Genomic DNA, 24,557 nt, shown 5'->3' with positions numbered 1-24,557 from the left:
GCGCAGAGCGGTCACCGGCCGGTGCCTCCGTAGACGACGGCCTCATCGGAGTCGCTGTCCAGGCCGAAGGCGGTGTGGACGGCGCGGACGGCCTCCTTGACGTCGTCCGCGCGGGTGACGACCGAGATGCGGATCTCCGAGGTGGAGATCAGCTCGATGTTCACACCGGCGTCGGAGAGCGCCTCGAAGAACGACGCCGTCACGCCCGGGTTGGTCTTCATGCCCGCGCCGACCAGCGAGATCTTGGCGATCTGGTCGTCGTAGCGCAGCGACTCGAACCCGATGGCGCTCTTGGTCTTCTCCAGCGCGTCGATCGCCTTGCGGCCCTCGGTCTTCGGGAGGGTGAAGGAGATGTCGGTGAGACCGGTCGACGCGGCGGAGACGTTCTGCACCACCATGTCGATGTTGATCTCGTTGTTGGCGATGGTGCGGAAGATCGCGGCGGCCTCGCCCGGCTTGTCCGGCACGCCGACGACGGTGATCTTCGCCTCGGAGGTGTCGTGGGCGACACCGGAGATGATGGCCTGCTCCACCTTGCGGTCCCCTTGCGGTTCGTTGCTGACCCAGGTGCCCCGCAGCCCCGAGAAGGACGAGCGGACGTGGATCGGGATGTTGTATCGGCGTGCGTACTCCACGCAGCGGTGCAGCAGCACCTTGGAGCCGGAGCTGGCGAGCTCCAGCATGTCCTCGAACGAGATCCAGTCGATCTTGCGGGCCTTCTTCACCACCCGCGGGTCGGCGGTGAACACACCGTCGACGTCCGTGTAGATCTCGCAGACCTCGGCGTCCAGCGCCGCGGCCAGCGCGACGGCGGTCGTGTCCGACCCGCCCCGGCCGAGGGTGGTGATGTCCTTCTTGTCCTGGGACACACCCTGGAAGCCGGCGACGATGGCGATGTTGCCCTCGTCCAGCGCGGTGCGGATACGGCCCGGCGTGACATCGATGATGCGCGCTTTGTTGTGGACCGAGTCGGTGATGACGCCTGCCTGGCTCCCGGTGAACGACTGGGCCTCGTGGCCCAGGTTCTTGATCGCCATCGCCAGCAGAGCCATGGAGATCCGCTCTCCGGCGGTCAGCAGCATGTCGAACTCACGCCCGGCAGGAATGGGGGAAACCTGCTCGGCGAGATCGATCAACTCGTCCGTCGTGTCGCCCATCGCCGAGACCACGACGACCACCTGGTGGCCGCTCTTCTTGGCATCGACGATTCGCTTGGCGACGCGCTTGATGCCCTCGGCATCCGCAACGGAGGAGCCTCCGTACTTCTGCACGACAAGGCCCACGTGCGCTCCTCGCTCGGTCTTCTGCCGCAGTCATTACTGCGGTCGGCGTCAGTTTAACGAGCAGCCCGGATTCACCCTCCCCGTATCACTCCGTGAGATGTCCCGCTCACGAAGTGACCCGCGGACAAGCGCCGGGCTGCCCGGGATGTGTCTGCCCGGGGGACGGCGTGGTACGCGGATGTGTGGGCGGCCTCACATACCGACGGAGACCGTCAGGGACGTACGGGCCGGGACGGCGGTGTCGTACGCCGCCTCCGCCGGTGCCGCCGTGTCCACGATCTTGATCATCAGTGGCGTACGGCCGATGGGGCCCTTCACCGCGGCACGCAGCCGGAAGCGTTCGACGCGGGAGGCGTCGCGGGCGAGCGGGGAGCCGGACGGGACGAGCCAGTGGGGCTGGACGTCGTTGGCCACGCGGAGTTCCACGGAGTTCCAGCGTCCCGTGGCGGGATCGCGGCGCTCCAGGACGAGCCCGTTCCGGGCCGGGGCCGGACCGTCGCCCGTGCTTTCCATGATCTCCATCTGGAACGCGACGGCCAGTTCGGCGTAGGCACGCGCGTTGCCGTTGTGGACGGAGACGGTGAACTCCTTGGCGGTACCGCCCCGTACGAGCTCGATCCGGCCACCGGCGGTGGAGGCGAACATGCTGAGCACGGTCCGCCGCGCGGGAGCGGCGGTGAGGGCGGAGGCAGGAGCGGACGGCTTGGTGACGGGAGCGGGCGTGACGGTCGCCGACGGCCCGGCCCCGGCCGGCGGGGACATCGACTCCGGGGGCGTGTGCGCCGGGGTCAGCGGCAGCGGCTGGGGCGGCTCCGAGGACGGCGACCCCGGCACCGCGGCCGGGGCCTTCGCCTCGCCGGCGGCCGGGCCACAGCCCGCCAGGAGCGCCGCCACCACGACCGCCGTACCGGCAGCGGTCACTCGCGCCCTCTGCATACGTCTCACAAGGACCACCGAAGGAAGAGGAGGGGAGGAGGGAAGGACGTTGAAGATCGAACGGCTTGATGGACCGTCAACGTACAGCCCGGCGGAGGCGGTGGCTCCGTCCCGAAGGTCTCGCTTCTGCTACAGCACTCCTGCTGCAGCGCTCCTGCTACAGCCCTCCCGCTACGGGGCCGGATCAGCGCGGTGCGCGGACCGCCCGCAGCCCCAGCGGGCCCGCGATCTCCTGGGCCATCACCCGGCCCGCCTCCTCCGCGAGCGCGTCCTCGGGCAGGTCCTCGTCCGTGTCCAGCCCGTCCAGCTCCTCCAGCGGCTGGTCGAGGCGGACGTGCGAGACCAGGGACTGGAGTGCGCGCAGCGTCGCCGAGGCGGTCGGGCCCCAGTTGGAGAAGTACGAGAACTGCCACCACCACAGCGCCTCGGTGGTGCGGCCCGCGCGGTAGTGGGCCAGGCCGTGGCCCAGGTCGGCGACGATGTCCGCGAGGTTGTCGGAGATCCGGCACGGCACCGGTGCCTTGCGCGGCTCGTACGGGTCGAAGACCTCGGAGAAGACGTCGACCGGGTCGAGGAGCCGGGCGAACCGCTCACGCAGTTCGTCGACGTCCAGGTCGGGACCCGTGTCCACCTCGTACCGCTCCTCGGGAACGATGTCCTCGTGGGCGCCCAGCCGACCGCCGGCGAGCAACAGCTGCGAGACCTCCAGCAGCAGGAAGGGCACCGCGCTGTCCGGCTCGTCGCCGCGCGCCACTTCCGTGGTGGCCACGATGAAGCTCTCGATCGAGTCGGCGATCTGTACCGCGAAGTCGTCGGGGTCCTGCGTGGCGGAGTGCAGCGTTGCGTCAGACATCGAGAAGTCGTCTCCCCTCGAAGGCACGCCCGAGCGTGACCTCGTCGGCGTATTCCAGGTCGCCGCCAACGGGAAGTCCGCTGGCGAGGCGCGTCACCTTCAGCCCCATGGGCTTGATCATGCGCGCCAGGTACGTCGCGGTGGCCTCGCCCTCGAGATTGGGGTCGGTCGCCAGGATCAGCTCGGTGACCGTGCCGTCCGCGAGCCGCGCGAGCAGTTCGCGGATGCGCAGATCGTCCGGGCCGACACCTTCGATCGGGCTGATCGCACCGCCCAGCACGTGGTAACGCCCGCGGAACTCACGAGTCCGCTCGATCGCCACGACGTCCTTGGGCTCCTCGACCACGCAGATGACCGCCGGGTCGCGGCGCGCGTCCCGGCAGATGGCGCACTGTTCCTGCTGCGCGACGTTTCCGCATACCGCGCAGAAGCGGACCTTGTCCTTCACCTCGAGCAGGGCATGGGCGAGGCGGCGGACGTCGGTCGGCTCGGCCTGGAGGATGTGGAAGGCGATCCGCTGCGCGCTCTTGGGACCGACGCCGGGCAGCCTGCCCAGTTCGTCGATGAGGTCCTGAACCACGCCTTCGTACAACGGAACGCCTCTCTGAGAACGCTTTGATGGTTACGGTAGTTGGTCCGTCCGCCCCTTAGAAGGGCAGTCCCGGGATCCCGCTGCCGCCACCCAGTCCCTGGGTGAGCGGGCCGAGCTTCTGCTGCTGCAGCTGCTGCGCGTTCTCGGTGGCGGCCTGGACGGCGGCGAGGACGAGATCGGCGAGGGTCTCGGTGTCCTCGGGGTCGACGGCCTTGGGGTCGATGACGAGGCCCCGCAGGTCACCGGAGCCGGTGACGGTCGCCCTCACGAGACCTCCGCCGGCCTGCCCCTCGACCTCGGTCGCCGCAAGCTCCTCCTGCGCACGGGCGAGGTCCTGCTGCATCTTCTGGGCCTGCTGAAGCAACTGCTGCATATTGGGCTGCCCACCACCGGGAATCACGGTCACTCCTGGCATTTCGACGACGATTGTTCGGTAAACCGAGCCTACGTGGTCGCAGGGCGGCATGCCCCGCCCAGTGGGCACCAACTCTTTCGAGTGACTTCCAGGCGGGAAGGGCCGTCCTTCCTCTACCGGATCAAGACCCCCGTGCGGGCGGAAATACCGGGATTTCGCTCCCGCGGCCCACCATTCGGCGGTAGGAAGACCGTACGCACCAGTACCCACGCGCGCATCGCACGTCACGCAGGGTTAGCAGGTTACGTACGCAGTCACGCTGAGCGCAGAGGAGTGCCCCGGTGAGTCAGCCGGAGATGCAGCCTGGGGGGTCGGCCCGGGAGGAGGACGGGGTCGGGGTCCCGGCGAACGGCGGTGCCCCGGGCTCCGGAGGCACCGCGCGCAACGATCGCGACCGCGACCGCGACGGTGATCGGGTCCGTGACCGCGACCACGACCGGGTCCGTGACCTGGCCGGACGGCCGTTCCCGCTCGGTGACTGGGGCGAGCCGGCGGAGCGCCTCGACGAGCTGTACCGCTGGGTGGAGGCCAACGCGCTGCGCACCGCGGACTGGTATCTCGCCGACCGCGTCCGCAAGCGCCGTGGCGCCCGCGCGCTGCGCGCCGGGACGGCGCTGGGCGCGGTCGCGGGCGCGGCGCTGCCCCTGCTGGACCTCACGGACGTGCTGGCCGGCGCGGCGAGCTGGGGCTACCTTTCGCTGCTGCTCGGCGCGGCCTGTCTGGCCTGCGACCGGTACTTCGGCCTGACCACGGGCTGGATAAGGAGCGTGGCCACGGCCCAGGCCGTGCACCGCCGCCTCCAGGCGCTCCAGTTCGACTGGGCCTCCGAGAGCGTGCGGGAGGTCCTCGGCCCCACGGAGGGCACGGCCGGCGAGGCGGCGGAACGCTGCCTGAACGTGCTGCGCCGTTTCTCGGAGGACCTCACGGACCTGGTCCGCACCGAGACCGCCGACTGGATGATCGAATTCCGCGCGGGCCCCGCGCCTCTGCTGATGCAGTCGGCGACCACCCAGCCCCGCCCCGACCCCGCCCATCCCTCGGGCCGCTTCCCGCTGTCCCCGCCGACCCGTCCGAACATGCCGAGGCAGCGCCCGCCGGAGGCGCGGTAACGCGGTCCGTCGACCCGGCGGCCTGGCAGCCCGGCGGCCGGGCGCAGCGCGCGCCGGGCAGGGGCAGGGCAGGCGGTCAGGGCAGGCGGTCAGGGCAGGCGGGCAGGCACGCAGGTACGGAGATACGAAGGCATGCAGGCGCGCACGCGGGACCAGGTGCAGAGACAGGTCGGCCGCACGTCCGGCTCGACGACGGCTCAGCTGAAGATGATCATCGAGCCCTGTCCCAGGCTGCGGGTCGCCGCCGCGTGCAGGCCCAGCCAGACGTGGCGTTCCCGGGCGAAGGGGCTGTCGTCGTAGGGGATGGGGCCCGCCGGCTCCTCCAGGGAGGTGGGGCGGGACGGAGGCGCCGGGGCGGACGGGGGATTGGCGGGGTCGATCCCGATCGCAGGGGCCACGTACTCGAGTTCGCGGAGCAGTCCCTGGGACGAGCCGAGGGGGCCGCCGCCGGCGAGGAGGTCCTCGTTGGACAGGGGCTCGGGGAAGTCGACGGGGACGTAGGCGCCCGCGTGGTCGTAGTGCCAGACCAGGTGGGACTCCTGGGCCGTGGACTCGAACATCTCCAGGAGCTGCTCGTAGTCACCGCCCAGTTCGTCGACCGGCGTCACCGCCAGCCCGCAGATCTGGAGCAGATACGCACGGCGCAGGAAGTGCAGGGCGTCGTAGTCGAAGCCGGCGACGGGGGCGACATCCCCCGAGAGGCCGGGCATGTAGGCGAAGACGGGGACGGTGGGCAGACCGGCCTCGGTGAGGGCCTTGTCGTACGAGGCGATCTCCTCGGCGAAGGGGTTGTCGGGGCTGTGGCACAGCACATCGACGAGGGGGACCAGCCAGAGGTCACAGGCCAAAACGGGCTCGCTCTCCATCGGAGTCGTACCAGGTTGTGCGATGGTCGGGACAGCGTAGTGCTACTAGCACATCGCGCACAGTCAGCCGTCGCGGGCGCTGGAATCGGAATCGGCGTCGGAATCGTCATCGAGGGTGTGCAGATCCCATACCCACACTCCGCCGATGCGCTCCCCCGGGCTGCCCAGCAGTTTCGCGACCGCCTCGTGCAGCGGCCCGTCGTTGTCCTGCGGCGGCAGCACCACCACCCCCGCCCGCCAGTACTCCAGGTCCGCACGGGCCTGGGCCCGCCAGTTGGCGCCGATCTCGGGTACGGGGGCGCCGTAGCGGATGTCACGCAGGAGGTTGGAGGTGTGGCGGGGGGAAGCACCGTAGATGCCGATACGGTCCGGGCCCCAGGGCCCGTTGAAGTATCCACCGGGCACCCGGAAGCCGAGCCCGGTCGCCGACTGCCAGTGCAGCGCCTCCGCGTTGCCCGGGTCCGGCAGCGGGACCGGGACCAGGGTCTCGCCCGGCCCGAGGTGCTCGCGGTACATGCCGTCCGCGACGAACGCCGGGATCTCCGGGCGCTCCCGCACGGGATACGGGGTCGGCGCGATGGGGACGAGCGCGGCGGCCAGGGCGGCGAGTCCGGTCAGCCTGTTCACACGTACGGGCGTCGCGAGGAGACGGTCCGCCGCGAGCGCCACCAGCATGCCGAGCGCCGGGGCGCAGATCATCGCCATCCGTGACTCGATGACGGACTCGAACAGCGGCCGGTCGGCCAGCCATCGCCACGGTCCGGTCAGCACGATGTCCGTGTACGGGACGCGGAAGTGCACGCCCAGGGACAGGAAGGCGGCCGCGACGGCGGTGAACGCCAGCGCCCTGACCACCGCCAGACGCCACAGGCGCACCACCACCGCCACGGTGAACGCCACCAACGGCCAGCCGTAGAAGGCGTTCTGCTCGGTGCGGTTCATGGCGAGGAGATCCGCCCGCGCTTCGTCCCCCAGCAGCGACCGCCCCGAGAACTCCAGGAAGGACAGCGGGCTGTTGAAGGTGTTGTCGCCGTGCAGCACGTCGGTGTAGCTCTGCGGGCCGAAGAACTGCCACCACAGCGGGAACGCCACCAGCGGGACGGCGACGGCCACGCCGATACCGAGCCCGCTCAGCAGCGGCCGCCACGCCACTCGGGCGACGTCGCGGCGGGCCGGCGCGTACGACAGCGCGAAGAGCAGCATGCCGACGGCCGCGAGCAGCAGCGGTTCCTCGCCGAGGAAGATCTGGTACGCAGCGAACAGGCCGAGCAGCACCCCGTCGCGCACCACCCGGCGCCCCTCGCACAGCCGCAGCGCCCGGTCGATGATCACCGGAATCATGAACAGGACGAGGAAGTTGGGGTGGGCGTTGCCGTGCGAGATCATCGGCGGCGCGAAGGCGCAGAGCGCGGCCCCGAGTGCGGCCGCACAGCGGTTGCGCACGGCCCGGCCGGCGACGAGGTGCCGGGCGATCAGCCGGTACCAGGCGTACGCCGTCGCCGTCAGGCCGAGCGTGAGGACGAGGGCCCAGGTGACGGTCGGGCCGAGGGCGAGGGTGACGGGGGCGAGCGGGACGGACAGTCCCAGCATCACCGTGTTCGCCATCAGGTTCACGCCGTCGGGATGCCCCTGGAGGGTCGTGAAGAGCGGGTTGCGCAGATGGGCCACGTTGTCCGCGGTGACCGCGAAGAACCACTCCCACTGGTTCTGGTCCTGCATCGAGTCGGCGAGATAGCCGCGGTCCAGGTCGGACCAGAGGTTCTTGTAGAGGAGGAGGGAGGCGAGGAGGAAGAGGCCGAGGACGGCGAGGTCCGCGCGTCGCAGGCCACGCCCCGGTCCCGCGGATCGGGTGAGCGCTCGGCCCGTGCGCGCCTTGAGGCGTCCGAGCTCCAGCAGCACCTTCGCGTAGTCCACCGGCCGCACCTTGGAACCGGCGCGGTGCGCCCAGCGCACCGGGACTTCCGTGATCCGCCAGCCCGCCCGCCGGAAGAAGCTGAGGATCTCGACGTCGATCCCCCAGCCGTCGATGCGTGAGTCGGCGAAGGCGGCCCGCGCCTTGTCGCCGTCGAAGAGCTTGAAGCCGCACTGGGTGTCGTGGACACCGGGTACGGCGACCGCGCGTATCAGCCGGTTCCCCATGCGTCCGAGCCATTCGCGCAGCGGGCGCTGGTGCACCTCGATACGGGAGTCGGGGTGGGCGCGCGATCCGATGGCGGCGCCGCCGCCCTCCGCGGTGAGCTGCTTGTCGACCCGGTCCAGTTCGTCGATGGGGGTGGCGAGGTCGGCGTCGGTGAGCAGGACGCGACGGCCGTAGGAGGAGAGGACGCCGAGCCGCAGCGCATGGCCCTTGCCGCGGTTGCGGTCGCAGGTGACGACCTGGATTCGGGAATCCTCGGCGGCCGCCTCCCGGGCGACGCGCGCGGTGCCGTCCGTCGAGCCGTCGTCGACGACGATCAGCTCCCACGTGCCCCAGCGGCCGGGGTCGGCGTTCAGATGCTCCCTGATCGCGTCCAGGGTGAGCGGCAGGCGGGCTTCCTCGTTGTACGCCGGGACGACGACGGTGAGGTCGACGGCCGGGTCGGAGGTGGCCGCGAGGGCGGCGCTCGAGACGTTCGCGGAGGTCACGCCGACTGCCGCTCCAGGCGGTCCGCCCACTTCAGAGCGAGGTCGTCGTGCGACGCGATCACGGCGTGGATGGCGTCGGCGTCGCCGAGGGTCATCGCGTCGACCAGCTCCTCGTGCCCGCTCCACAGCCACTCGCCGAGCTCGGGCTCGGCGCGGAGGTGGGGGACGGCGAAGACCCAGGACTGGACGCGGAGGCGGTGCAGGAAGTCGGCGATGTAGCTGTTGGTGACCAGGGTGCCGAGCTCGCGCCAGAACCGCAGGTCGTAGCCGATGAGTACGTTCAGCTCCCCGCAGCGGGCGGCCCGTGCCGCCTCCTCCGCGCGGCGGCGTACGGAGACGAGCGCGACGCCGCTCGCCAGGTGGGCGCGCGGGCCACCGCCCTCGCGGAAGATGCCGTCGACGATGAGCGAGCGGGCCTCGATCATGCCGCGGAAGTCCTCGACGGAGAATCGGTGCACCTGGTAGCCGCGGTGCTGGTTGGAGTCGAGCAGTCCCTGGCCGGCGAGATCGACGAGCGCCTCGCGTACGGGGGTGGCGGACACGCCGTACTGCTCGGCGATCTGCTTGACCGTGAACTCCTGGCCGGGCTGGAGACGCCCGGCGAGGACTTCGTCACGCAGCGCGTCGGCGATCTGCTGCCGCAGGGTGTTGCGGGTCACAGCTCCGCTCGCGGGCATCGTGTCCGTCCCCTCCATCCGGTTGCGGACACCTTAAGCCAGGGGAGGCGTGCGGCTGTCTGTGCACGGCACGCCGGCCCCGGGCGGAGCGCCTACGCCGGGCGGAGCACCTGCGCCGGGGCAGGCGCTCCGCGCGGCGGCCGGCTACGCCGTGTGCTCGTCCGCCACCGCCAGCGCGGCGTCCAGCGCGGCGAGGCCCTCCTTCGCCTCCGCCTCGGTGATGTTGCAGGCCGGGACGGCGTGGGTGCGGTTCATGTTGATGAAGGGCCACAGGCCGTTGGCCTTGCAGGCGGCGCCGAAGGCGGCCATGGGCGCGGCGGCCTCGCCCGAGGCGTTGTACGGGACGAGCGGCTCGCGGGTCTCGCGGTCGCGCACGAGGTCGAGCGCCCAGAAGGCGCCGAGGCCGCGGACCTCGCCGACCGACGGGTGGCGGTCGGCCAGTTCGCGCAGGCCCGGGCCGAGGACGGTCTCGCCGATGTGCGCCGCGTGCTCGACGACCTTCTCGTCCTCCATCGCCCGGATCGTGGCGACGGCGGCCGCGCAGGCCAGCGGGTGACCGGAGTAGGTGAGCCCGCCGGGGTAGGGCCGCTTGTCGAAGGTCGCCGCGATCTCCGCCGAGATCGCGACGCCGCCGAGCGGCACGTACCCGGAGTTCACGCCCTTCGCGAAGGTCAACAGGTCGGGCACGACGTCGTAGTGGTCGGCGGCGAACCATGTGCCGGTCCGTCCGAAGCCCGCCATGACCTCGTCGAGGACGAAGACGATGCCGTGCCGGTCGCAGATCTCGCGGACGCCCGCGAGGTACCCGGGCGGCGGGGTCATGATGCCCGCGGTGCCGGGGATGGTCTCCAGGATGATCGCCGCGATGGTCCCGGGACCCTCGAACGCGATCGTGTCCTCGAGGTGGGTCAGCGCCCGCGCGCACTCCTCCGCCTCGGTCGTGGCGTAGAACGGCGAGCGGTAGAGGAACGGCGCCCAGAAGTGGACGACACCGGCGGAGGCCGTGTCGGAGGCCCAGCGCCGCGGGTCACCGGTGAGGTTGATCGCCGTGGACGTGGCGCCGTGGTACGAGCGGTAGGCGGAGAGCACCTTCGTACGGCCCGTGTGCAGCCGGGCCATGCGCACGGCGTTCTCGACGGCCTCGGCTCCGCCGTTGGTGAAGAAGATCTTGTCCAGGTCGCCGGGCGTGCGCTCGGCTATGAGGCGTGCGGCCTCGGACCGTACGTCGACGGCGAACGCGGGCGCGAACGTGGCCAGCCGCCCCGCCTGCTCCTGGATCGCGGCGACGACCTTCGGGTGCTGGTAGCCGATGTTGGTGTAGACGAGGCCACTGGTGAAGTCGAGGTAGCGCTTGCCGTCGTAGTCCCAGAAGTACGAACCCTCCGCGCCGGCCACGGCGAGCGGGTCGATCAGGCCCTGGGCGGACCACGAGTGGAAGACGTGCGCGCGGTCGGCGGCCTTTACGGCCGCGCCGGCCTGGGGGTCGGGAGCGACATGAGGGGTCAGAGGGGTCATGCGGCCAGGTTAGGGACGCCCAGGTCACGGTCGACATGGCCACCTTGTATGGCCTCGGCCACTTTCATGGGCAAGGTGTCGCGACGGAGACACCACTGCGAGCGATCCCTGCGAGCGATCCCTGCGAGTCACCCAGACCCATTGACAGCATGCTGACGTTATGACAATTTACTGTCAATCGACCGCAGGGAGGCCGCCATGACCGTCCATCTCGCCGTCTACGACACCTTCGCCGACTGGGAAACCGGCCACGCCACCGCCTGGCTCGCCCGCACCGGCCACCCCGTCCGCACCGTCGGCCCCGCCGCCGACAAGCCGGTCACCAGCATCGGCGGCCTGCGCGTCCTGCCCGAGCTCGCCCTCGACGAGCTGCGGCCCGAGGACAGCGAGCTGCTCGTCCTCCCCGGCGCCGACCTGTGGGACACGGGCGACGACCTCACGCCCTTCGCCCGCAAGGCGCGCGAGTTCCTGGCCGCGGGCGTGCCCGTCGCCGCGATCTGCGGGGCCACGGCCGGGCTGGCGCGGGAGGGACTGCTGGACGACAGGAAGCACACCAGCGCCGTGTCGTTCTATCTCGCGGCCACCGGCTACGCGGGCGGTGGGAACTACGTCGACACCGACGCCGTCACCGACGGCGATCTGATCACGGCCGGCCCGACCGAGCCCGTCGCGTTCGCCCGTGAAGTGCTCGGCAGACTGGGCGCGTTCGAGGGAGCCCGGCTCGACGCCTGGTACCGGCTGTTCCACGACTCGGACCCGGCCGCGTACGAAGAGCTCAACTCATGACGGACGCACCCCGGGCGCAGCAGGATCTGCTGAGCGCCACGGCCCTCGGCGTCTTCCGGCTCAACGGCCAGTTCCTCGGTGTCGCCGAGGAACTGGCCCGCCCCGCCGGGCTGACCGCCGCCTGGTGGCAGGTGCTCGGCGCCGTGCTCGGCGAGCCCCTGCCCGTCGCCGGGGTCGCCCGCGCCATGGGCATCACCCGGCAGAGCGTGCAGCGGATCGCCGACCTGCTGGTGGACAAGGGCCTCGCCGAGTACGTCCCGAACCCGGCGCACCGCCGCGCCAAACTGCTGCGGCCCACCGCCGAGGGCCGGGCCGCGATCCAGAGGATCGACCCCGCCCACGCGGACCTCGCGGCCCGGCTCGCCGCAGAGCTCGGGCCGGAGCGGTTCGAGCAGACGGTGCGGGTCCTGACACGGCTGTCCGAGGCGATGGACGCGATCAGTTCGGCGGACCGGCAGGATGGTCCGGCTTCGCACCGGCCCGCGCCAGCGAGCCGGTGACGTACGCCATCGACTCGCCGAACTCCGGGTCGGACAGCCGCCGTTCCAGCTCCGCCTCGTCCACGTCCTCGATGTGTGTCTGGATCCACCAGACGTTGCCGTAGGGATCACGGACCCGGCCCACCTTGTCGCCGAAGTACAGGTGGGTCACCTCCGTCACCGACGTACCCCCCGCCGCGACCGCCCGCCGGTGCGTCTCCTCCGCGTCCGGCACGTACAGCCGCACGAAGGCGGGGGTGGCCGGCCAGCCCTTCGGACCGTCGAAGGCCATCAGCCGCGCGTTCCCGATGCGCAGCTCCGCGTGCCCGATCGTGCCGTCCTCCATCTCGAAGCGGCCCAAATCCTCCGCGTCGAAGGCCCGTTGGAGGTAGTCGATGAGGCCCGCCGTGTCATGGCCGATGATCCACGGCGTGACCGTGGTGTAGCCCTCGGGAACCGGCTGAACGGTCATGCCTGTCTCCTCGCGTATGCCTACGGGATCGCAACTCGACAGAAGGTAGGCCGGAATTAGGCCGATTTCTGGCCTAGTGCCGACCATCTGTGGGGACCGCTTCCCCGCGCACTATCCTCAGGCGATCGAGCACGCGCGTACGCGCGTGACGAACTTCGGGGGGAGGGCCGCTCGGCCATGGAGCAGCTCGCATCGGGGGATCCGCGGCGCATCGGCGCGTACCGGCTGCTCGCCCGCCTGGGAGCCGGCGGCATGGGCCGGGTGTATCTCGCCCGCTCGGACCGGGGCCGTACGGTCGCGGTCAAGCTCGTACGGCGTGAGCTGGCGGAGCAGGAGGAGTTCCGCAGCCGCTTCCGCCAGGAGGTGGCGGCGGCCCGCCGGGTGGGCGGGTCCTGGACCGCGCCGGTGCTGGACGCGGACACCGAGGCGGCGGTGCCGTGGGTCGCGACCGGTTACGTCGCCGGGCCCTCGCTCCACGCCGTCGTGTCCGGCGGCCAGGGCGGCGGCCGGGGCGACGGGAGCCACAGCCGTCAGGGCGACGACGACGGCTGGGACGGCGGCCGGGACAGCGGCCCCGCCGCCCACGGCCCGCTGCCCGAGCATTCCGTACGCACCCTCGGCGTCGGCCTCGCCCGCGCCCTGACGGACATCCACCGCGCCGGCATCGTCCACCGCGACCTCAAGCCCTCCAACGTGCTGGTCACCATCGACGGCCCCCGCGTCATCGACTTCGGAATCGCCCGCGCCCTGGAGACCGTCACGGACGGCGGGCTCACCCGCACGGGAGCGCTGGTCGGTTCACCCGGGTTCATGGCCCCCGAGCAGGTGCGCGGGGACCGGATCACCCCGGCCTGCGACGTGTTCTGCCTGGGCTCGGTCCTCGCGTACGCGGCGAGCGGGCGGCTGCCGTTCGGCTCGGCGGACAGCGGAGTGCACGCCCAGATGTTCCGGATCGCCGAAGAGGAGCCGGATCTCTCCGGCGTCCCGGACGGGCTGCGGGACCTGATACGCGACTGCCTGCACAAGGAGCCCGGCTCCCGGCCCACGCTGGAGCAGATCCTGGAGCGGGCCGGTGGCGTGTCGCAGGACTCCACGGTGCCGTGGCTTCCCGGATCGCTCATCGCCCAACTGGGCAGCCATGCCGTGAAACTGCTGGAGGTCGAGCACCCGGAGAGCTTCCCGGACCCGTCGGCACCGACTCCTCCCGTCCCTGGTCCTCAGGGGACCGCTCCTCCGGGGGCTGCTCCTCCGCCACTGACCCCGCCGGGTACCGCTCCTCCGGGTGTGCCCGCGGTGCACGCCCTTCCCACGATGCCCGGCCCTCCGACGCCGCCCCCGTACGTCTCCCATCCCGTCTACGTCCCGCTGCCGCCCGCCCCCGAGCCGCCGCGCCCCAACGCCCGCGGCACGGTGGCCCTCGTCGCCGTCGCCGTGGTCGTCGCGGTCGCCGCCGGCACTTCGGTGTACGCGCTCATGAACGGCTCAGGGCACAAGAAGAACCCGCCGGTGCCCGGCCCGTCGGCCTCGGGGAGCCCCGCGACCGCGGAGTCGTCCCCGAAGTCGCCCGAAGCATCGCCCACCACCGGCCCCGGGACCGTTCCCCAGGAGTACGTGGGCACCTGGCAGGCGGCCTTCACCACCGCCGACGGCAACACCAACACCCGCGTCATGACCATCACCCGCGGCTCGACCGGCGACACGGTCATGACCCTCACCGGCACGAGCGCCACCTACGACTGTGCCTGGTCCGCCACCCTCCGCGACCCGGGCCCGCCCCTCGAACTCGGCCCCACCCAGGTCACCTTCGGTGATCGTCAAAGCTGCGCCCCCGGCGAGTGGAGCCGTCTCGACATGCCCGACGACCGCACGATCGTCCGCGAGCTCGTCGGCTCCGGCGGAGCCCCGCTGACGTACACGAAGGTGGAGTGATCAGTGGCGGGACCAGCGGAGCGTGAGCGTCCCGCCCCCGCCGAGCTCGGGCTCCACCTGCGTGCCGAACGCGCGCCCTGCCCTGCTCAGGACCTCGCAGAGCCAGCCGGAGTCCGCCGCCGAGGCGTGGTGGAGCCGCATCTGGCGGGCCTGCATCGGGACGATCCGCAGCGCGGCCAGTTCGCCCGTCTCCGCCTCCAGGGCCGGGAAGTACAGCAGCCGCAGGTCGTCGCGGTAGCGCTCGTAGCCGGAGATGCCTTCGTAGTCGTCGATGAGGTCGCCGCAGCCGTACAGGATGAGCTTGCCCCGGTAGACCTGGATCGGCCGCGGATGGTGCGAGGAGTGACCGTGGACGAGGTCCACTCCGCCGTCGACGAGCCGGTGGGCGAACGCGCTCTGGCTCTGTGAAACCCCGTATCCCCAGTTCGAGCCCCAGTGGATGGAGACGACGGTCAGATCGCCGGGCTCGCGGACCGCCCGCAGCCGCCGTACGAGCGCGTCGGCGCTGCGGGCGGAGAGATCGGGCACGAAGTCGACGCCCGGCCGGCCCTCCCCCGCCGCCCAGCGGGACGGGATCCCCGCGGACGCCATCCCGCAGGACAGGACGAGTACCCGCCCGCCCGCGTTCGTCGGCACCGGGACCGGTCGCTGTGCCTCGTCCCTGTTCCGCCCGGCCCCGGCCGGCCGCAGACCGGCACGGTTCAGCGCCGCCAGGGTCTCCTCCAGTCCGCGCCGCCCGAAGTCGAGGACATGGTTGTTGGCCAGCGCACACACATCGGGCCGCGCGGCCGCCAGACACGGAACGTTGTCCGGATGCATCCGGTACGTCACCGCCTTGCCCTGCGCGAACTCGTCACTCGTCGTGACACTGCTCTCCAGGTCGATCACCCGCACATCCGGCGCGAACCGGTCGAGCACGTCCAGTGCGGCGCCCCAGGGCCAGGCGTAGTCCACGGGCTGCGGAATCACTCCGTTCACGGCCTCGGCGAGCGCCACGTAGTCGCGGGCGTCCCGGATGTAGCCCTCGCGCAGGACGGGATCACCGGGGTGCGGCAGGATCTGGTCGACGCCCCGGCCCGACATGACATCGCCGCACAGGAACAGCGTCACGAGGGCTTGCCCGGCCATGGCCCAATTTTTGCACTTACAGATGCTTTATACAGATGTACGAACAGTCCACGGCCGTCAGCCCAGCAGCTCGGTGGCCGCCGTACGCAGGAGCAGCGGATGCACGAAGCGTCCGTCCCCGGCGGGCGGGAAACGCCAGGCCAGCGGCCAGGTCGGACCTTCGAGCGCGGGTACGGGCACGTAACCGGCGCACCCCATGGCCGAGTTGTACCGGATCACCCCGCGCGGCCAGGAGCGGTTGACCGTACTGGCCGCCGGGAGGAGGAAGTACACGCCCCGGCAGCCGTTCGCCTCGGTGACGACGGGCCCGGGATCACCGCCCGTCATCCGGACCATCAGATCGGCCAGCCGGCGCCCGTCGTCGCCGTCGACACGTACCGCGTCGAAATGCACGCCGGCCTTTCGGAGCTGGAATCCGGAATCGGGAATCCAGTCGATGCTCGCCCCGCGAGTTTGCGCATTCACAACTCCAGTCTGACCACGTGCGGTTAGCGTTTTCCATGACCCGGGCGAGCCCGTCGCACCCCTTTTGACCTGCGCCAAGGCCCGTCGAGGCGGGTCGAGTTCGGCGGGGCCGGGTAGTGACCGGTTGAGACCGGTTGAGTCAGAACGGGATCGCAATGGCGCGAGCGGAAAACAAGGAATCGGCGAGTCCGACAGCGCGACTGGTGGCGGACGTGGCGCGAAAGCTCCGCGTACGAAAGGGATGGACGCAGGAACAGCTCGGCAGGGAAATGGGCTTCTCGGCGGCGGCGGTGAGCGCGATGGAGACGTGTGCGCAGCCGGCGAGCGACGAGATGCTCGTCAAGCTGGAGCAGGTGCTCGGGGACGGGCTGGAGATCTTCGAGCAGGCGCGGGTGTACATGCGGATGGAGAAGTACCCGCCGCAGTTCAAGGACTACGCGGGCCTGGAGCAGAAGGCGGTTGCGCTGCATCTGTACGCGATCACCGTCGTCCACGGCCTCTTCCAGACGGACGCGTACGCACGAGCCTTGATCGGCGGCGGGTATCCACCACTGTCCGACCAGCGCGTGGAGGAACTGGTCGAGGCGCGAACGGCGCGCAAGGCGCTCTTCGACCGGCAGCCCATGGCGACGATCGAGCTGGTTCTCGAGGAGTCCGCGCTGAAGCGGAAGATCGGCACCGAGGAGATCATGCGGGAGCAACTGCTGTACCTCGCCGAGTGCGCGAGGCGGCGCAACGTCACCCTTCAGGTGCTGCCCTTGGACGCCGGGCTCAGCGGCGAGTACGCGGGTGCACGCGGCGGGCTGGAACTGGTCGAGACGCCCGAGCACGACCGCCTGGCCTATCTGGAGATGCAGGGCGAGAGCCTGCTGATCAGGGACCCCGCAAAGGTGAGTACGTTGTTCCAGCGGTATGCGAGGATCCGAGCACAGGCCCTGGATCCCCGGGAATCGCTGGGCCTCATCCAGCAGTTGGCGGGAGAGCAGAGATGAGCGACAGCCTGCGGTGGTTCAAGTCCAGCTACAGCGATGACAGCGGCGGCAGCTGCGTCGAGGTCGCCTTCGACCAGCCTGAGTCGTCGCACACCATCCACCTCCGCGACTCCAAGGCCACCGACGGCCCCACCTTCGCCGTGGCACCCACCGCCTGGTCGGCGTTCCTCGACTGGGCGAAGTGACCGACGACGAGCTGCTGGCGCAGCGCTTCGAGGAGCATCGGTCTCATCTCCGGGCCGTGGGATACCGCATGCTCGGCTCGTTGAGCGAGGCCGATGACGCCGTCCAGGAGGCGTGGCTGCGGCTCAGCCGCTCGGACGCGGATGCCGTGGAGAACCTGGGCGGCTGGCTGACGACGGTCGTGGGCCGCGTATGCCTGGACATGCTGCGGTCGCGTACGTCGCGCCGTGAGGACCCGCTCGACGTCTACGTGCCCGACCCGGTCATCAGCAGCCTCAGCGGCACCGACCCGGAGGCGGAGGCGCTCGTCACCGACTCCGTCGGCCTCGCGATGCTCGTCGTCCTCGACACGCTCGCGCCCGCGGAGCGGCTGGCCTTCGTGCTGCACGACATGTTCGCCGTGCCGTTCGACGAGATCGCGCCGATCGTCGGCAAGTCGGTCGCGGCGACGCGGCAGCTCGCGAGCCGCGGGCGGCGGCGGGTGGGCGAGGCACCCGTGCCGGACCCCGATCTGGCGCGGCAGCGTGAGGTCGTGGACGCGTGGATCGCCGCGTCGCGCGGTGGCGACTTCGACGCCCTGCTGTCGCTGCTCGACCCGGACGTGGTCCTGCGGGTGGACGGCGGCGTCCTGGCGGCGGCCACGACGAAGCTGGTCCACGGCGCGGAGAACGTCGCCGGCCAGGCGATCACGTACCAGCGCTTCGCCCCGCTCGCCCGCCTCGCCCTCGTCAACGGCACGGTGGGCATGGTCGCGGCGCCCGAGGGCAAGGCGCTCTCGGTCATGTCCTTGGCCATCGTGGGCGGCAAGGTCGTCCGGATCGACATCCTCACCGACCCGGAACGACTGGCACGGCTGGACCTGGCGGCCCTGGGCGACTGACATGTGGCGGCGTGCCCCTTTCGGCCATACGGTCGAAAGGGGGCATTCCGCGTCGCGGCGGCAGTCCGTTCTGCAGCTCACCGACGCCTTCCGGTGCGGAACCAGGTCGTAGGAAGGGCGAACACGATGGGTAGCGTCACCACTCAGGACGGCACCAAGATCTTCTACAAGGACTGGGGTCCGCGCGACGGCCAGGCGATCGTCTTCCACCATGGCTGGCCGCTCAGCGCCGATGACTGGGACAACCAGATGCTGTTCTTCCTCGGGCACGGCTATCGGGTGATCGCCCACGACCGACGTGGCCACGGGCGCTCCAGCCAGACCGCGACCGGTCATGAGATGGACACCTATGCCGCCGATGTGGCGGCGCTGACGGACGCGCTCGATCTGCAAGGGGCCTTCCACATCGGGCACTCGACAGGCGGCGGCGAGGTCGCACGGTATGTCGCGCGCGCCAAGCCGGGCCGGGTGGGGAAGGCCGTGCTCGTCAGCGCGGTGCCGCCGATCATGGTCAAGTCGGACGCCAACCCCGGCGGACTGCCGATCGAGGCCTTCGACGAAATGCGCGCGGCCCTCGCCGCCAATCGCTCGCAGTTCTTCATCGAAGTGCCGACCGGTCCGTTCTACGGCTTCAACCGGCCCGGCGCGAAGGTGTCGCAGGGATTGATCGACAACTGGTGGCGGCAGGGAATGATGGGTGCGGCCAACGCCCACTACGAGTGCATCAAGGCGTTCTCCGAAACCGACTTCAACGAGGACCTCGCAGCGATCGACGTCCCGGTCCTCGTCGCCCACGGCACCGACGACCAGATCGTGCCGTACGCGGACGCGGGCCCGTTGTCGGCCGAGCGACTGAAGGACAGCACCCTGAAGAGCTACGAAGGGCTCCCCCACGGCATGCTGTCGACCCACCCGGAAGTCCTGAACCCAGACCTGTTGGCGTTCTTGCAGGAGTGAGTTCGTCACTGGGCTCAGTACTGGGATTCGGCGTAGATCCCGACCGTCCTCGACACGGCCGCCCGCACGGTTCCCCGCCGGGTGAGAGTGGACCTGTCGATACCGGCGAAGAGCGTGGCGAGCACGATGTCCGCGGCGACAGCGCGGCCCGCCACGTTCACCGCCATCTGCCTCTTCTTCCCTCGGCCCGATCCCTTCACCGTGACGGTGACCCCCGAGTCCTCGTCGTCCGCGGCCCTGGAGAGGACGTACGCGCGACGGTTGACCGCCCACAGCCGGTACTTGTCGCCGCCGTACCTCAGATGGAGCGCCCGCCCTCGATGCGTCAGCGCCCAGCGGTTCCTCGTCATGTGGACCAGGGCGTCCCCGAGCCGGAGCGTCGCGCGGTTGAGCGTCGGCAGTACCGCCGCGTCCGTGTGAATGCCGCGCGATTCGAAGGATGCTGTGGGGATCGATCCGCCGCTCACCTCGGATATGACGATCCCCGGCTGGTTCCTGGGCAGTGGGCAGGTCACCGTGATGTCGCCGAACTCCACCGACGTTCCTTGCCAGCCGGACCTCCGCTCGTGCCTGTTGCCCTGTTTCCAGGGGTGCAACGTGAACGGGGTCGTGGCGGAATGCATTGCGCTCCTTGCTGATCGGTACCGGCGGCGGCCCGAGCGTAACCAAGGAAGCGGGGGCGCCACGGTTCGTGACCGTGGCGCCCCCGTCTTGCGCATCGCGCTCAGGGCTCAGCAGTACAGGTTGCCGCCCGTCGGGACGCCCAGGATCTGGGTGAAGCGGGTGTAGTTGTCGACTCGGCTCTGGACCTGCCCCGGGTTGCCGCCGTCGCATTCCAGGGAGCCGTTGATCGAGCGGATCGTGTGGCCGAAGCCGGCCTGGTTGACCATCGCGTTGTGGCCGGTCATCGTGCCGGGGCCGCTCTGCGTGTTCCAGTACCAGAGTCCGGTCTTCCAGGCGACGGCCGCGTCCTGCTCGACGCGCCAGGGGTTGCCCAGCAGGTCGATGCCGAGTGCGTCACCCGCGGCCTTGTAGTTGAAGTTCCAGCTGAGCTGGATGGGGCCGCGGCCGTAGTACGCGGCCTGGCCGGCCGGGCAGCCGTAGGGCTGGCTCCAGTCGCAGTAGTGCGGGTAGTTCGCGGTGTTCTGCTCGACGATGTGGACCAGGCCGCCCGTCTCGTGCGAGACGTTCGCGAGGAAGGCCGCGGCCTCCTGCTTCTTGACCGTGTCGCTGCCGGTGTTGGCGAAGGCCGGGTAGGCGCTCATCGCCGTGGTCAGCCCGCTGTACGTGTAGAACGAATTCCGGTTCGGGAACATCTGGTTGAACTGCGCCTCGCTGACGACGAACCCCGAGGGGTTCGGGTTGCCGCCACCGCCGCAGCTGCCCTGGTCGGCCCAGACGTCGGCGGAGCCGGGGGTCTCGTTCTGGGTCCACCACTTGGCCAGCCAGTTGTGGCCGTTGTGGGAGGCGGTCATGCCCCCGGTGTAGACGGAGGAGGAGTTCCAGGGCGCGGAACACTCGGCCGCGGACGCGGTCGAGGGAACGAAGACCGCGAGCCCGAGTACCGCCGCGAAGGCGGCGAGCAGGGTGAGAATGCGTCGTGACAACGTTATCGACCTTTCCCTGTGGGGGGATGTGGGGGAAGCAGGGGTGCCTCAGGTGCAGGCGGTGTCCAACGTGCGTTGCCATGGGGCGTGTTGAGCACTGAACCGGGAATGGTCTGGACCTGTCAAGGGTCTAGACCATGATTGTCGAAGTGACCCAGTCCGCAGGCGGTCCCGGTAAGCGGAGACCCGGCGTCCCGAAGGTGCGGTGTGCGAAGATCCGGGCGTGGACCCGCTGACGCCCGAAGACCCGGACCGCATCGGCCCGTTCCGCCTCCTCGGCCGGCTCGGCACCGGTGGCATGGGCCGGGTGTACCTGGCCCGTTCCGAGGGCGGACGCACGGTCGCCGTCAAGGTCGTGCATCCGCAACTCGCCGCGGAGCAGGAGTTCAGGCTGCGCTTCGCCCGTGAGGTCGCCGCGCTGGAACGCGTCGGCGGCACCGGCACCGCGCCCGTGATCGGCTCCGACACGGCAGGGGACCCGCCGTGGGTGGCGGTCGCCTACGTACCCGGGCCGGCGCTGAAGACCGTCGTGGACGAGGAGGGGCCGCTGCCGCCGGACTCGGTGCGCACCCTCGCCGCCGGGCTCGGACAGGCCCTGGAGCACATCCACGCCGCCGGGCTCGTGCACCGCGACCTGAAGCCGTCCAACATCCTGCTGGCCGTGGAAGGCCCGCGGATCATCGACTTCGGGATCGCGCGCGCCGTGGACACCGTCACCGACGGGGGCCTCACCAGCACGGGCGCGGTCGTCGGCTCGCCCGGCTTCATGTCTCCCGAGCAGGTGCGCGGTGAGAAGGTCACCGCCGCCTCCGACATCTTCTGCATCGGGGCGGTGCTCGCCTACGCGGCCACCGGGCGGCAGCCGTTCGGTGCGTCCGACAGCGGTGTGCACGCGATCATGTTCCGGATCGCGCACGACGAACCGGACCTGGAGGGCCTGCCCGACGAACTGGGCCCGCTCGTACGGGCGTGCCTCGACAAGGACCCCGCACTCCGCCCCTCGGCCGCGCGGCTGGCGCAGGCCGCCCCCGTGTCCGGCGGCGCCTGGCTGCCGCCGGAGTTGCTGGCCCGGCTGGGCGAGCAGGCGGCCAGGCTGCTGGACGCGGAAACCCCGACGCAGGGCCTGCGCGCGCAGGACACGGCGGGCGCCCCGGGCGCGCCCGCGCCCGGCACCCAGGTCGACGGGCCGCCCCGGTGGCGCCGTTGGCGTACCGTCCTCGCGGCCGGCTGCGCGGTGGCGGTGCTCGCGGGCGGTGGCGCGCTGGCCGCCACCTACTGGCCGGACCGGTCCCCCGAGTCGTACGAGGAGCCGCCCGGCGGCGCCACCGGCAGCGGCAAGACCGGCAAGACCCCTGGCCCGACGACGGCCGGGGACGTCCCGGACGTCTTCGTCGGCGCCTGGGAAGGCGTGCTGAAGGGCAGCGACGACAGCCCCAAGTCGACCAGCCGTATCGAGATCAGCCAGGGCCGCAAGGGCAGCAAGACCGGCGTGTACGTCCAGGTCACCGGCGAACGGCTGTGCATGGGGCGGTCGGTCCTCGTCTCGGCGGACGACGACGCCATCGTCTTCGGCGAGAGCGACGTGACCACGAGCGTCCCGGCCGGGGAGTGCCTCCCCGCCGCGCACCAGACGCTCACCATGCGCTCCCAGGACGTCATGGAATGGACGTCCGGCGCCGTCACCGCCACCTTCCGCAGGGCGAGGACCGGCCCGCAGATCGTCCCCGCGGCCTTCGTGGGCACCTGGAAGCAGCACTTCGACGAGCTCGCCGGCGGCGACCAGAACGAGCTGTTCGACAACACCGTCACCATCACCCAGGGCCCCGTCGGCGCCCCGCTGGTCCGCTTCCAGGACTCGTACCCGAAGATGGACGAGACGACCGGGGAACCGCTCGAAGGCACCGTCAACTGCGCGAGCACGGCGATCCTGGGCGGCGTCGGCAATCTGCTCGTCATCGGCCCGCGCGTGCCCGACCCCCGCGCCTCCGACGCCGACTGCGCACCGGACGGCGCCGCGCAGAGCCTGCGCATCGACCGCTTCAAGGGCAAGGAGCGACTGCTCATGTACGGGATGGGGCTGGACGGGGAGCCCGGGGAGTACTTCCGCCGCTGAGCCGTCCCGTGTCCGGCGCGTCCCGTGTCCGGCGCGTCCCGAACCAGCACCTTGGACGGGCGCCTCCTGAACGCGCGGCGAACATCAGCCGACGGAACGTCCCGGGCGCCCCGACTCACCTCGCACGCACGTACGGTGACTCTCCGTGGAGTGGGTGAGCGCCGAGAACATTGTCGCCTTGGGTACCGCCGTGCTCGGCATCCTGGCCTCGGCCGGCGTGCTCTGGTACGAGCGTCGCATCCCGAGCAGGAAACGCATCGGCTACCGCATCCAGCTCGACACCCCGATCGGCAGCAACGTACGCAACGGCCGGTCCACCATCCGGCTCGGGCTGTTCAACGACACCCCCGACATGTCCGACGGCACCCTCGTCCTGCTGCGCATCGAGAACGACGGCTCGCAGAGCATCGCGGACAACGACTACACGGGCCGTGAACTGCACGGTCTCACCGTCGACTTCACCGACCGCTTCGTCCGCGGCCTCGCCGTCACCCAGCCGTCCGGCGCGGACCATCTGGCGGAGCACTTCACCCCGGCCGCGGGGCTGCGGTTCGTGGGCAACACCCTCTACATCCCGCGCGTTCCGCTCAACCACGGCGAGCACTTCAAGCTGCTGGTGCTGCTCTCGGGCGGGCCGGTCGGCTGCGAGGTCCGGATCACCGGGGGCATCCGCGACGGCGAGGTGATGCCGAACCGCGCCATCCTCCCCGACGACAAGACCCCGCTGTTCAGCACGGCCGCCCGCAACATCACGGTGCTGCTGACCGCCTGTGTCGTCGCGCTCGCCGCGATCATCGTCGTACGGGACGACACCCGGCCGCCGATCGGCTGCGCCAAGGGCGAGCTGACCATCACCGGGTCGACCGCCTTCGCGCCGGTCGCACGGGAGCTGGCGAAGAAGTACGAGAAGGACTGCGCGGGCTCGAAGATCACCGTGGACGCGCACGGCAGTGCCGCCGGGATACGGGAACTCGCCGAACGGGGCGAGCAGTCGGACAAGGGCTCACCGCCCCTGATCGCCCTCTCCGACGGACCGAAACCGGGCGGCTTCGCGCAGCTGCGCGAGAACCGTGTCGCCGTCTCCGCCTTCGCCCTCCTCGTCAACGACAAGGTGCCGGTGAAGAACCTCGCCCTCGACGACGTCCGCAGGATCTACGACGGAGAGATCACCGACTGGAGCGAGCTGGGCGGTCCGCCCCTCGGCATCCTCCTCGTCAGCCGTGACGCCAACTCCGGCACCCGCGAGGTCTTCCAGCGCCGCGTCCTCGGCCGCAACGAGCCGGCGAACTCCTCCCGCGACTGCCTCCACAAGGACGACCCCGGGGCGAAGGTCGTCCGCTGCGAACTCGACAGCACCGAACAGGTCCTGGCCACCGTGGCCAGACTTCCCGGCGCCATCGGCTACAGCGAACTGCGCGGCGGCGCGGGCCTGAAGGGCGCCCACCGGCTCGACATCGACGGCGAGGCGCCGTCGGTCGAGACGATCGGCGCGAGCGCGTACCCGTACCGGGAGATCGAGTACGCGTACACCTACGGCCGGCCGCCGGCCGACTCGCTCGCGTCCAGCTTCCTCAACTACATGAGGCTGGGCGGCGGGCAGGACGTCATCACGACGCACGGGCATCTGCCGTGCGTGACGCCGAAGGGGCTGCGGGTCTGCGGCGAGGAGTGACCTCACCGCGGGACCCGCAGCCC

The 24,557-nt window shown here is 70.8% G+C and carries 24 protein-coding genes; 10 read left to right on the top strand and 14 right to left on the bottom strand.

Annotated elements, in window-relative coordinates; genetic code table 11:
* Nucleotides 1-11 precede the first annotated feature (11 nt).
* The 5 genes from OG766_RS19365 to OG766_RS19345 form a co-directional block, all read right to left on the bottom strand.
* On the bottom strand, nt 12-1,283 hold the full coding sequence (locus tag OG766_RS19365; protein ID WP_266381081.1) for an aspartate kinase: 1,272 nt from the start codon (nt 1,281-1,283) through the stop codon (nt 12-14).
* A 192-nt stretch (nt 1,284-1,475) separates the two neighbouring features.
* The gene (locus tag OG766_RS19360) at nt 1,476-2,228 is read right to left on the bottom strand and encodes a hypothetical protein (RefSeq protein ID WP_328725862.1); all 753 of its coding nucleotides are present in this window, start codon (nt 2,226-2,228) and stop codon (nt 1,476-1,478) included.
* A gap of 175 nt (nt 2,229-2,403) precedes the next feature.
* Complete coding sequence (locus tag OG766_RS19355) at nt 2,404-3,072, bottom strand: DUF5063 domain-containing protein (protein WP_266381079.1); 669 nt, start codon at nt 3,070-3,072, stop codon at nt 2,404-2,406.
* Nucleotides 3,065-3,664, bottom strand: coding sequence for a recombination mediator RecR (recR, locus tag OG766_RS19350; RefSeq protein WP_266381078.1), 600 nt, complete (start codon nt 3,662-3,664; stop codon nt 3,065-3,067). Before recR ends, OG766_RS19355 begins: the two co-directional genes overlap by 8 nt.
* Before the next feature lie 55 nt (nt 3,665-3,719).
* On the bottom strand, nt 3,720-4,064 hold the full coding sequence (locus tag OG766_RS19345) for a YbaB/EbfC family nucleoid-associated protein (protein ID WP_266384292.1): 345 nt from the start codon (nt 4,062-4,064) through the stop codon (nt 3,720-3,722).
* 296 nt (nt 4,065-4,360) lie between these two features.
* Here OG766_RS19345 and OG766_RS19340 point away from each other — a divergent pair, with 296 nt between their 5' ends.
* Complete coding sequence (locus OG766_RS19340; protein WP_266381077.1) at nt 4,361-5,188, top strand: SLATT domain-containing protein; 828 nt, start codon at nt 4,361-4,363, stop codon at nt 5,186-5,188.
* A 197-nt stretch (nt 5,189-5,385) separates the two neighbouring features.
* Here the strand turns inward: OG766_RS19340 and OG766_RS19335 are convergent, their stop codons facing one another.
* The 4 genes from OG766_RS19335 to OG766_RS19320 form a co-directional block, all read right to left on the bottom strand.
* A complete protein-coding gene (locus OG766_RS19335) occupies nt 5,386-6,036 on the bottom strand; it encodes a hypothetical protein (RefSeq protein ID WP_266384290.1) in 651 nt (216 codons plus the stop codon).
* Nucleotides 6,037-6,117: 81 nt separating this feature from the next.
* Nucleotides 6,118-8,679, bottom strand: a complete 2,562-nt coding sequence (locus OG766_RS19330) for a dolichyl-phosphate beta-glucosyltransferase (RefSeq protein WP_266381076.1) — start codon at nt 8,677-8,679, stop codon at nt 6,118-6,120.
* Complete coding sequence (locus OG766_RS19325) at nt 8,676-9,356, bottom strand: GntR family transcriptional regulator (RefSeq protein WP_266384288.1); 681 nt, start codon at nt 9,354-9,356, stop codon at nt 8,676-8,678. The genes OG766_RS19330 and OG766_RS19325 overlap by 4 nt, the downstream gene beginning before the upstream one ends.
* 144 nt (nt 9,357-9,500) lie before the next feature.
* Complete coding sequence (locus tag OG766_RS19320; protein WP_266381075.1) at nt 9,501-10,871, bottom strand: aspartate aminotransferase family protein; 1,371 nt, start codon at nt 10,869-10,871, stop codon at nt 9,501-9,503.
* Between the two features lie 198 nt (nt 10,872-11,069).
* Here OG766_RS19320 and OG766_RS19315 point away from each other — a divergent pair, with 198 nt between their 5' ends.
* Nucleotides 11,070-11,657 (top strand): DJ-1/PfpI family protein, encoded by a 588-nt coding sequence (locus tag OG766_RS19315; RefSeq protein ID WP_266381074.1) that lies wholly within the window; start codon nt 11,070-11,072, stop codon nt 11,655-11,657.
* Entirely contained in the window at nt 11,654-12,157 is a 504-nt protein-coding gene (locus OG766_RS19310) for a MarR family winged helix-turn-helix transcriptional regulator (protein WP_266381073.1), read from the top strand. The genes OG766_RS19315 and OG766_RS19310 overlap by 4 nt, the downstream gene beginning before the upstream one ends.
* Here OG766_RS19310 and OG766_RS19305 read toward each other — a convergent pair.
* A complete protein-coding gene (locus OG766_RS19305; RefSeq protein ID WP_266381072.1) occupies nt 12,096-12,608 on the bottom strand; it encodes a VOC family protein in 513 nt (170 codons plus the stop codon). The genes OG766_RS19310 and OG766_RS19305 overlap by 62 nt on opposite strands.
* A gap of 177 nt (nt 12,609-12,785) precedes the next feature.
* On the opposite strand from OG766_RS19305, the gene OG766_RS19300 reads away from it, so the two are divergent.
* Nucleotides 12,786-14,537 carry a serine/threonine-protein kinase gene (locus OG766_RS19300; protein ID WP_266381071.1) on the top strand — a complete coding sequence of 584 codons (1,752 nt, stop codon included), beginning with the start codon at nt 12,786-12,788 and terminating at the stop codon, nt 14,535-14,537.
* On the opposite strand, the gene OG766_RS19295 is transcribed toward OG766_RS19300, so the two are convergent.
* Nucleotides 14,538-15,665, bottom strand: coding sequence for a CapA family protein (locus OG766_RS19295; RefSeq protein WP_266381070.1), 1,128 nt, complete (start codon nt 15,663-15,665; stop codon nt 14,538-14,540). It abuts the gene before it with no gap.
* 57 nt (nt 15,666-15,722) lie between these two features.
* Nucleotides 15,723-16,130 (bottom strand): hypothetical protein, encoded by a 408-nt coding sequence (locus tag OG766_RS19290; protein WP_266381069.1) that lies wholly within the window; start codon nt 16,128-16,130, stop codon nt 15,723-15,725.
* A 155-nt stretch (nt 16,131-16,285) separates the two neighbouring features.
* Between OG766_RS19290 and OG766_RS19285 the strand changes: the two genes are divergently transcribed.
* The 4 genes from OG766_RS19285 (at nt 16,286) to OG766_RS19270 (ending at nt 19,142) form a co-directional block, all read left to right on the top strand.
* Entirely contained in the window at nt 16,286-17,122 is an 837-nt protein-coding gene (locus OG766_RS19285) for a helix-turn-helix domain-containing protein (protein ID WP_266381068.1), read from the top strand.
* Complete coding sequence (locus OG766_RS19280; protein ID WP_266381067.1) at nt 17,119-17,307, top strand: DUF397 domain-containing protein; 189 nt, start codon at nt 17,119-17,121, stop codon at nt 17,305-17,307. Before OG766_RS19285 ends, OG766_RS19280 begins: the two co-directional genes overlap by 4 nt.
* On the top strand, nt 17,304-18,185 hold the full coding sequence (gene sigJ, locus OG766_RS19275) for an RNA polymerase sigma factor SigJ (RefSeq protein WP_266381066.1): 882 nt from the start codon (nt 17,304-17,306) through the stop codon (nt 18,183-18,185). Before OG766_RS19280 ends, sigJ begins: the two co-directional genes overlap by 4 nt.
* Before the next feature lie 126 nt (nt 18,186-18,311).
* On the top strand, nt 18,312-19,142 hold the full coding sequence (locus tag OG766_RS19270) for an alpha/beta fold hydrolase (RefSeq protein WP_328725861.1): 831 nt from the start codon (nt 18,312-18,314) through the stop codon (nt 19,140-19,142).
* A 14-nt stretch (nt 19,143-19,156) separates the two neighbouring features.
* Here OG766_RS19270 and OG766_RS19265 read toward each other — a convergent pair whose 3' ends face one another.
* Both OG766_RS19265 and OG766_RS19260 read right to left on the bottom strand, forming a co-directional pair.
* Nucleotides 19,157-19,765, bottom strand: coding sequence for a hypothetical protein (locus tag OG766_RS19265; RefSeq protein ID WP_328725860.1), 609 nt, complete (start codon nt 19,763-19,765; stop codon nt 19,157-19,159).
* 108 nt (nt 19,766-19,873) lie between these two features.
* Nucleotides 19,874-20,749, bottom strand: coding sequence for a glycoside hydrolase family 19 protein (locus tag OG766_RS19260; protein ID WP_266381064.1), 876 nt, complete (start codon nt 20,747-20,749; stop codon nt 19,874-19,876).
* A gap of 223 nt (nt 20,750-20,972) precedes the next feature.
* On the opposite strand from OG766_RS19260, the gene OG766_RS19255 reads away from it, so the two are divergent.
* Both OG766_RS19255 and OG766_RS19250 read left to right on the top strand, forming a co-directional pair.
* The gene (locus tag OG766_RS19255) at nt 20,973-22,862 is read left to right on the top strand and encodes a serine/threonine-protein kinase (RefSeq protein WP_266381063.1); all 1,890 of its coding nucleotides are present in this window, start codon (nt 20,973-20,975) and stop codon (nt 22,860-22,862) included.
* A 145-nt stretch (nt 22,863-23,007) separates the two neighbouring features.
* Entirely contained in the window at nt 23,008-24,534 is a 1,527-nt protein-coding gene (locus OG766_RS19250) for a substrate-binding domain-containing protein (protein WP_328725859.1), read from the top strand.
* Nucleotides 24,535-24,557 lie beyond the last annotated feature (23 nt).

Source organism: Streptomyces sp. NBC_00259, assembly GCF_036181745.1.
Taxonomy (GTDB): Bacteria; Actinomycetota; Actinomycetes; order Streptomycetales; family Streptomycetaceae; genus Streptomyces; species Streptomyces pratisoli.
Note: the sequence above shows the minus strand (reverse complement) of the source record. Positions and strands in the feature narration are given on the sequence as shown.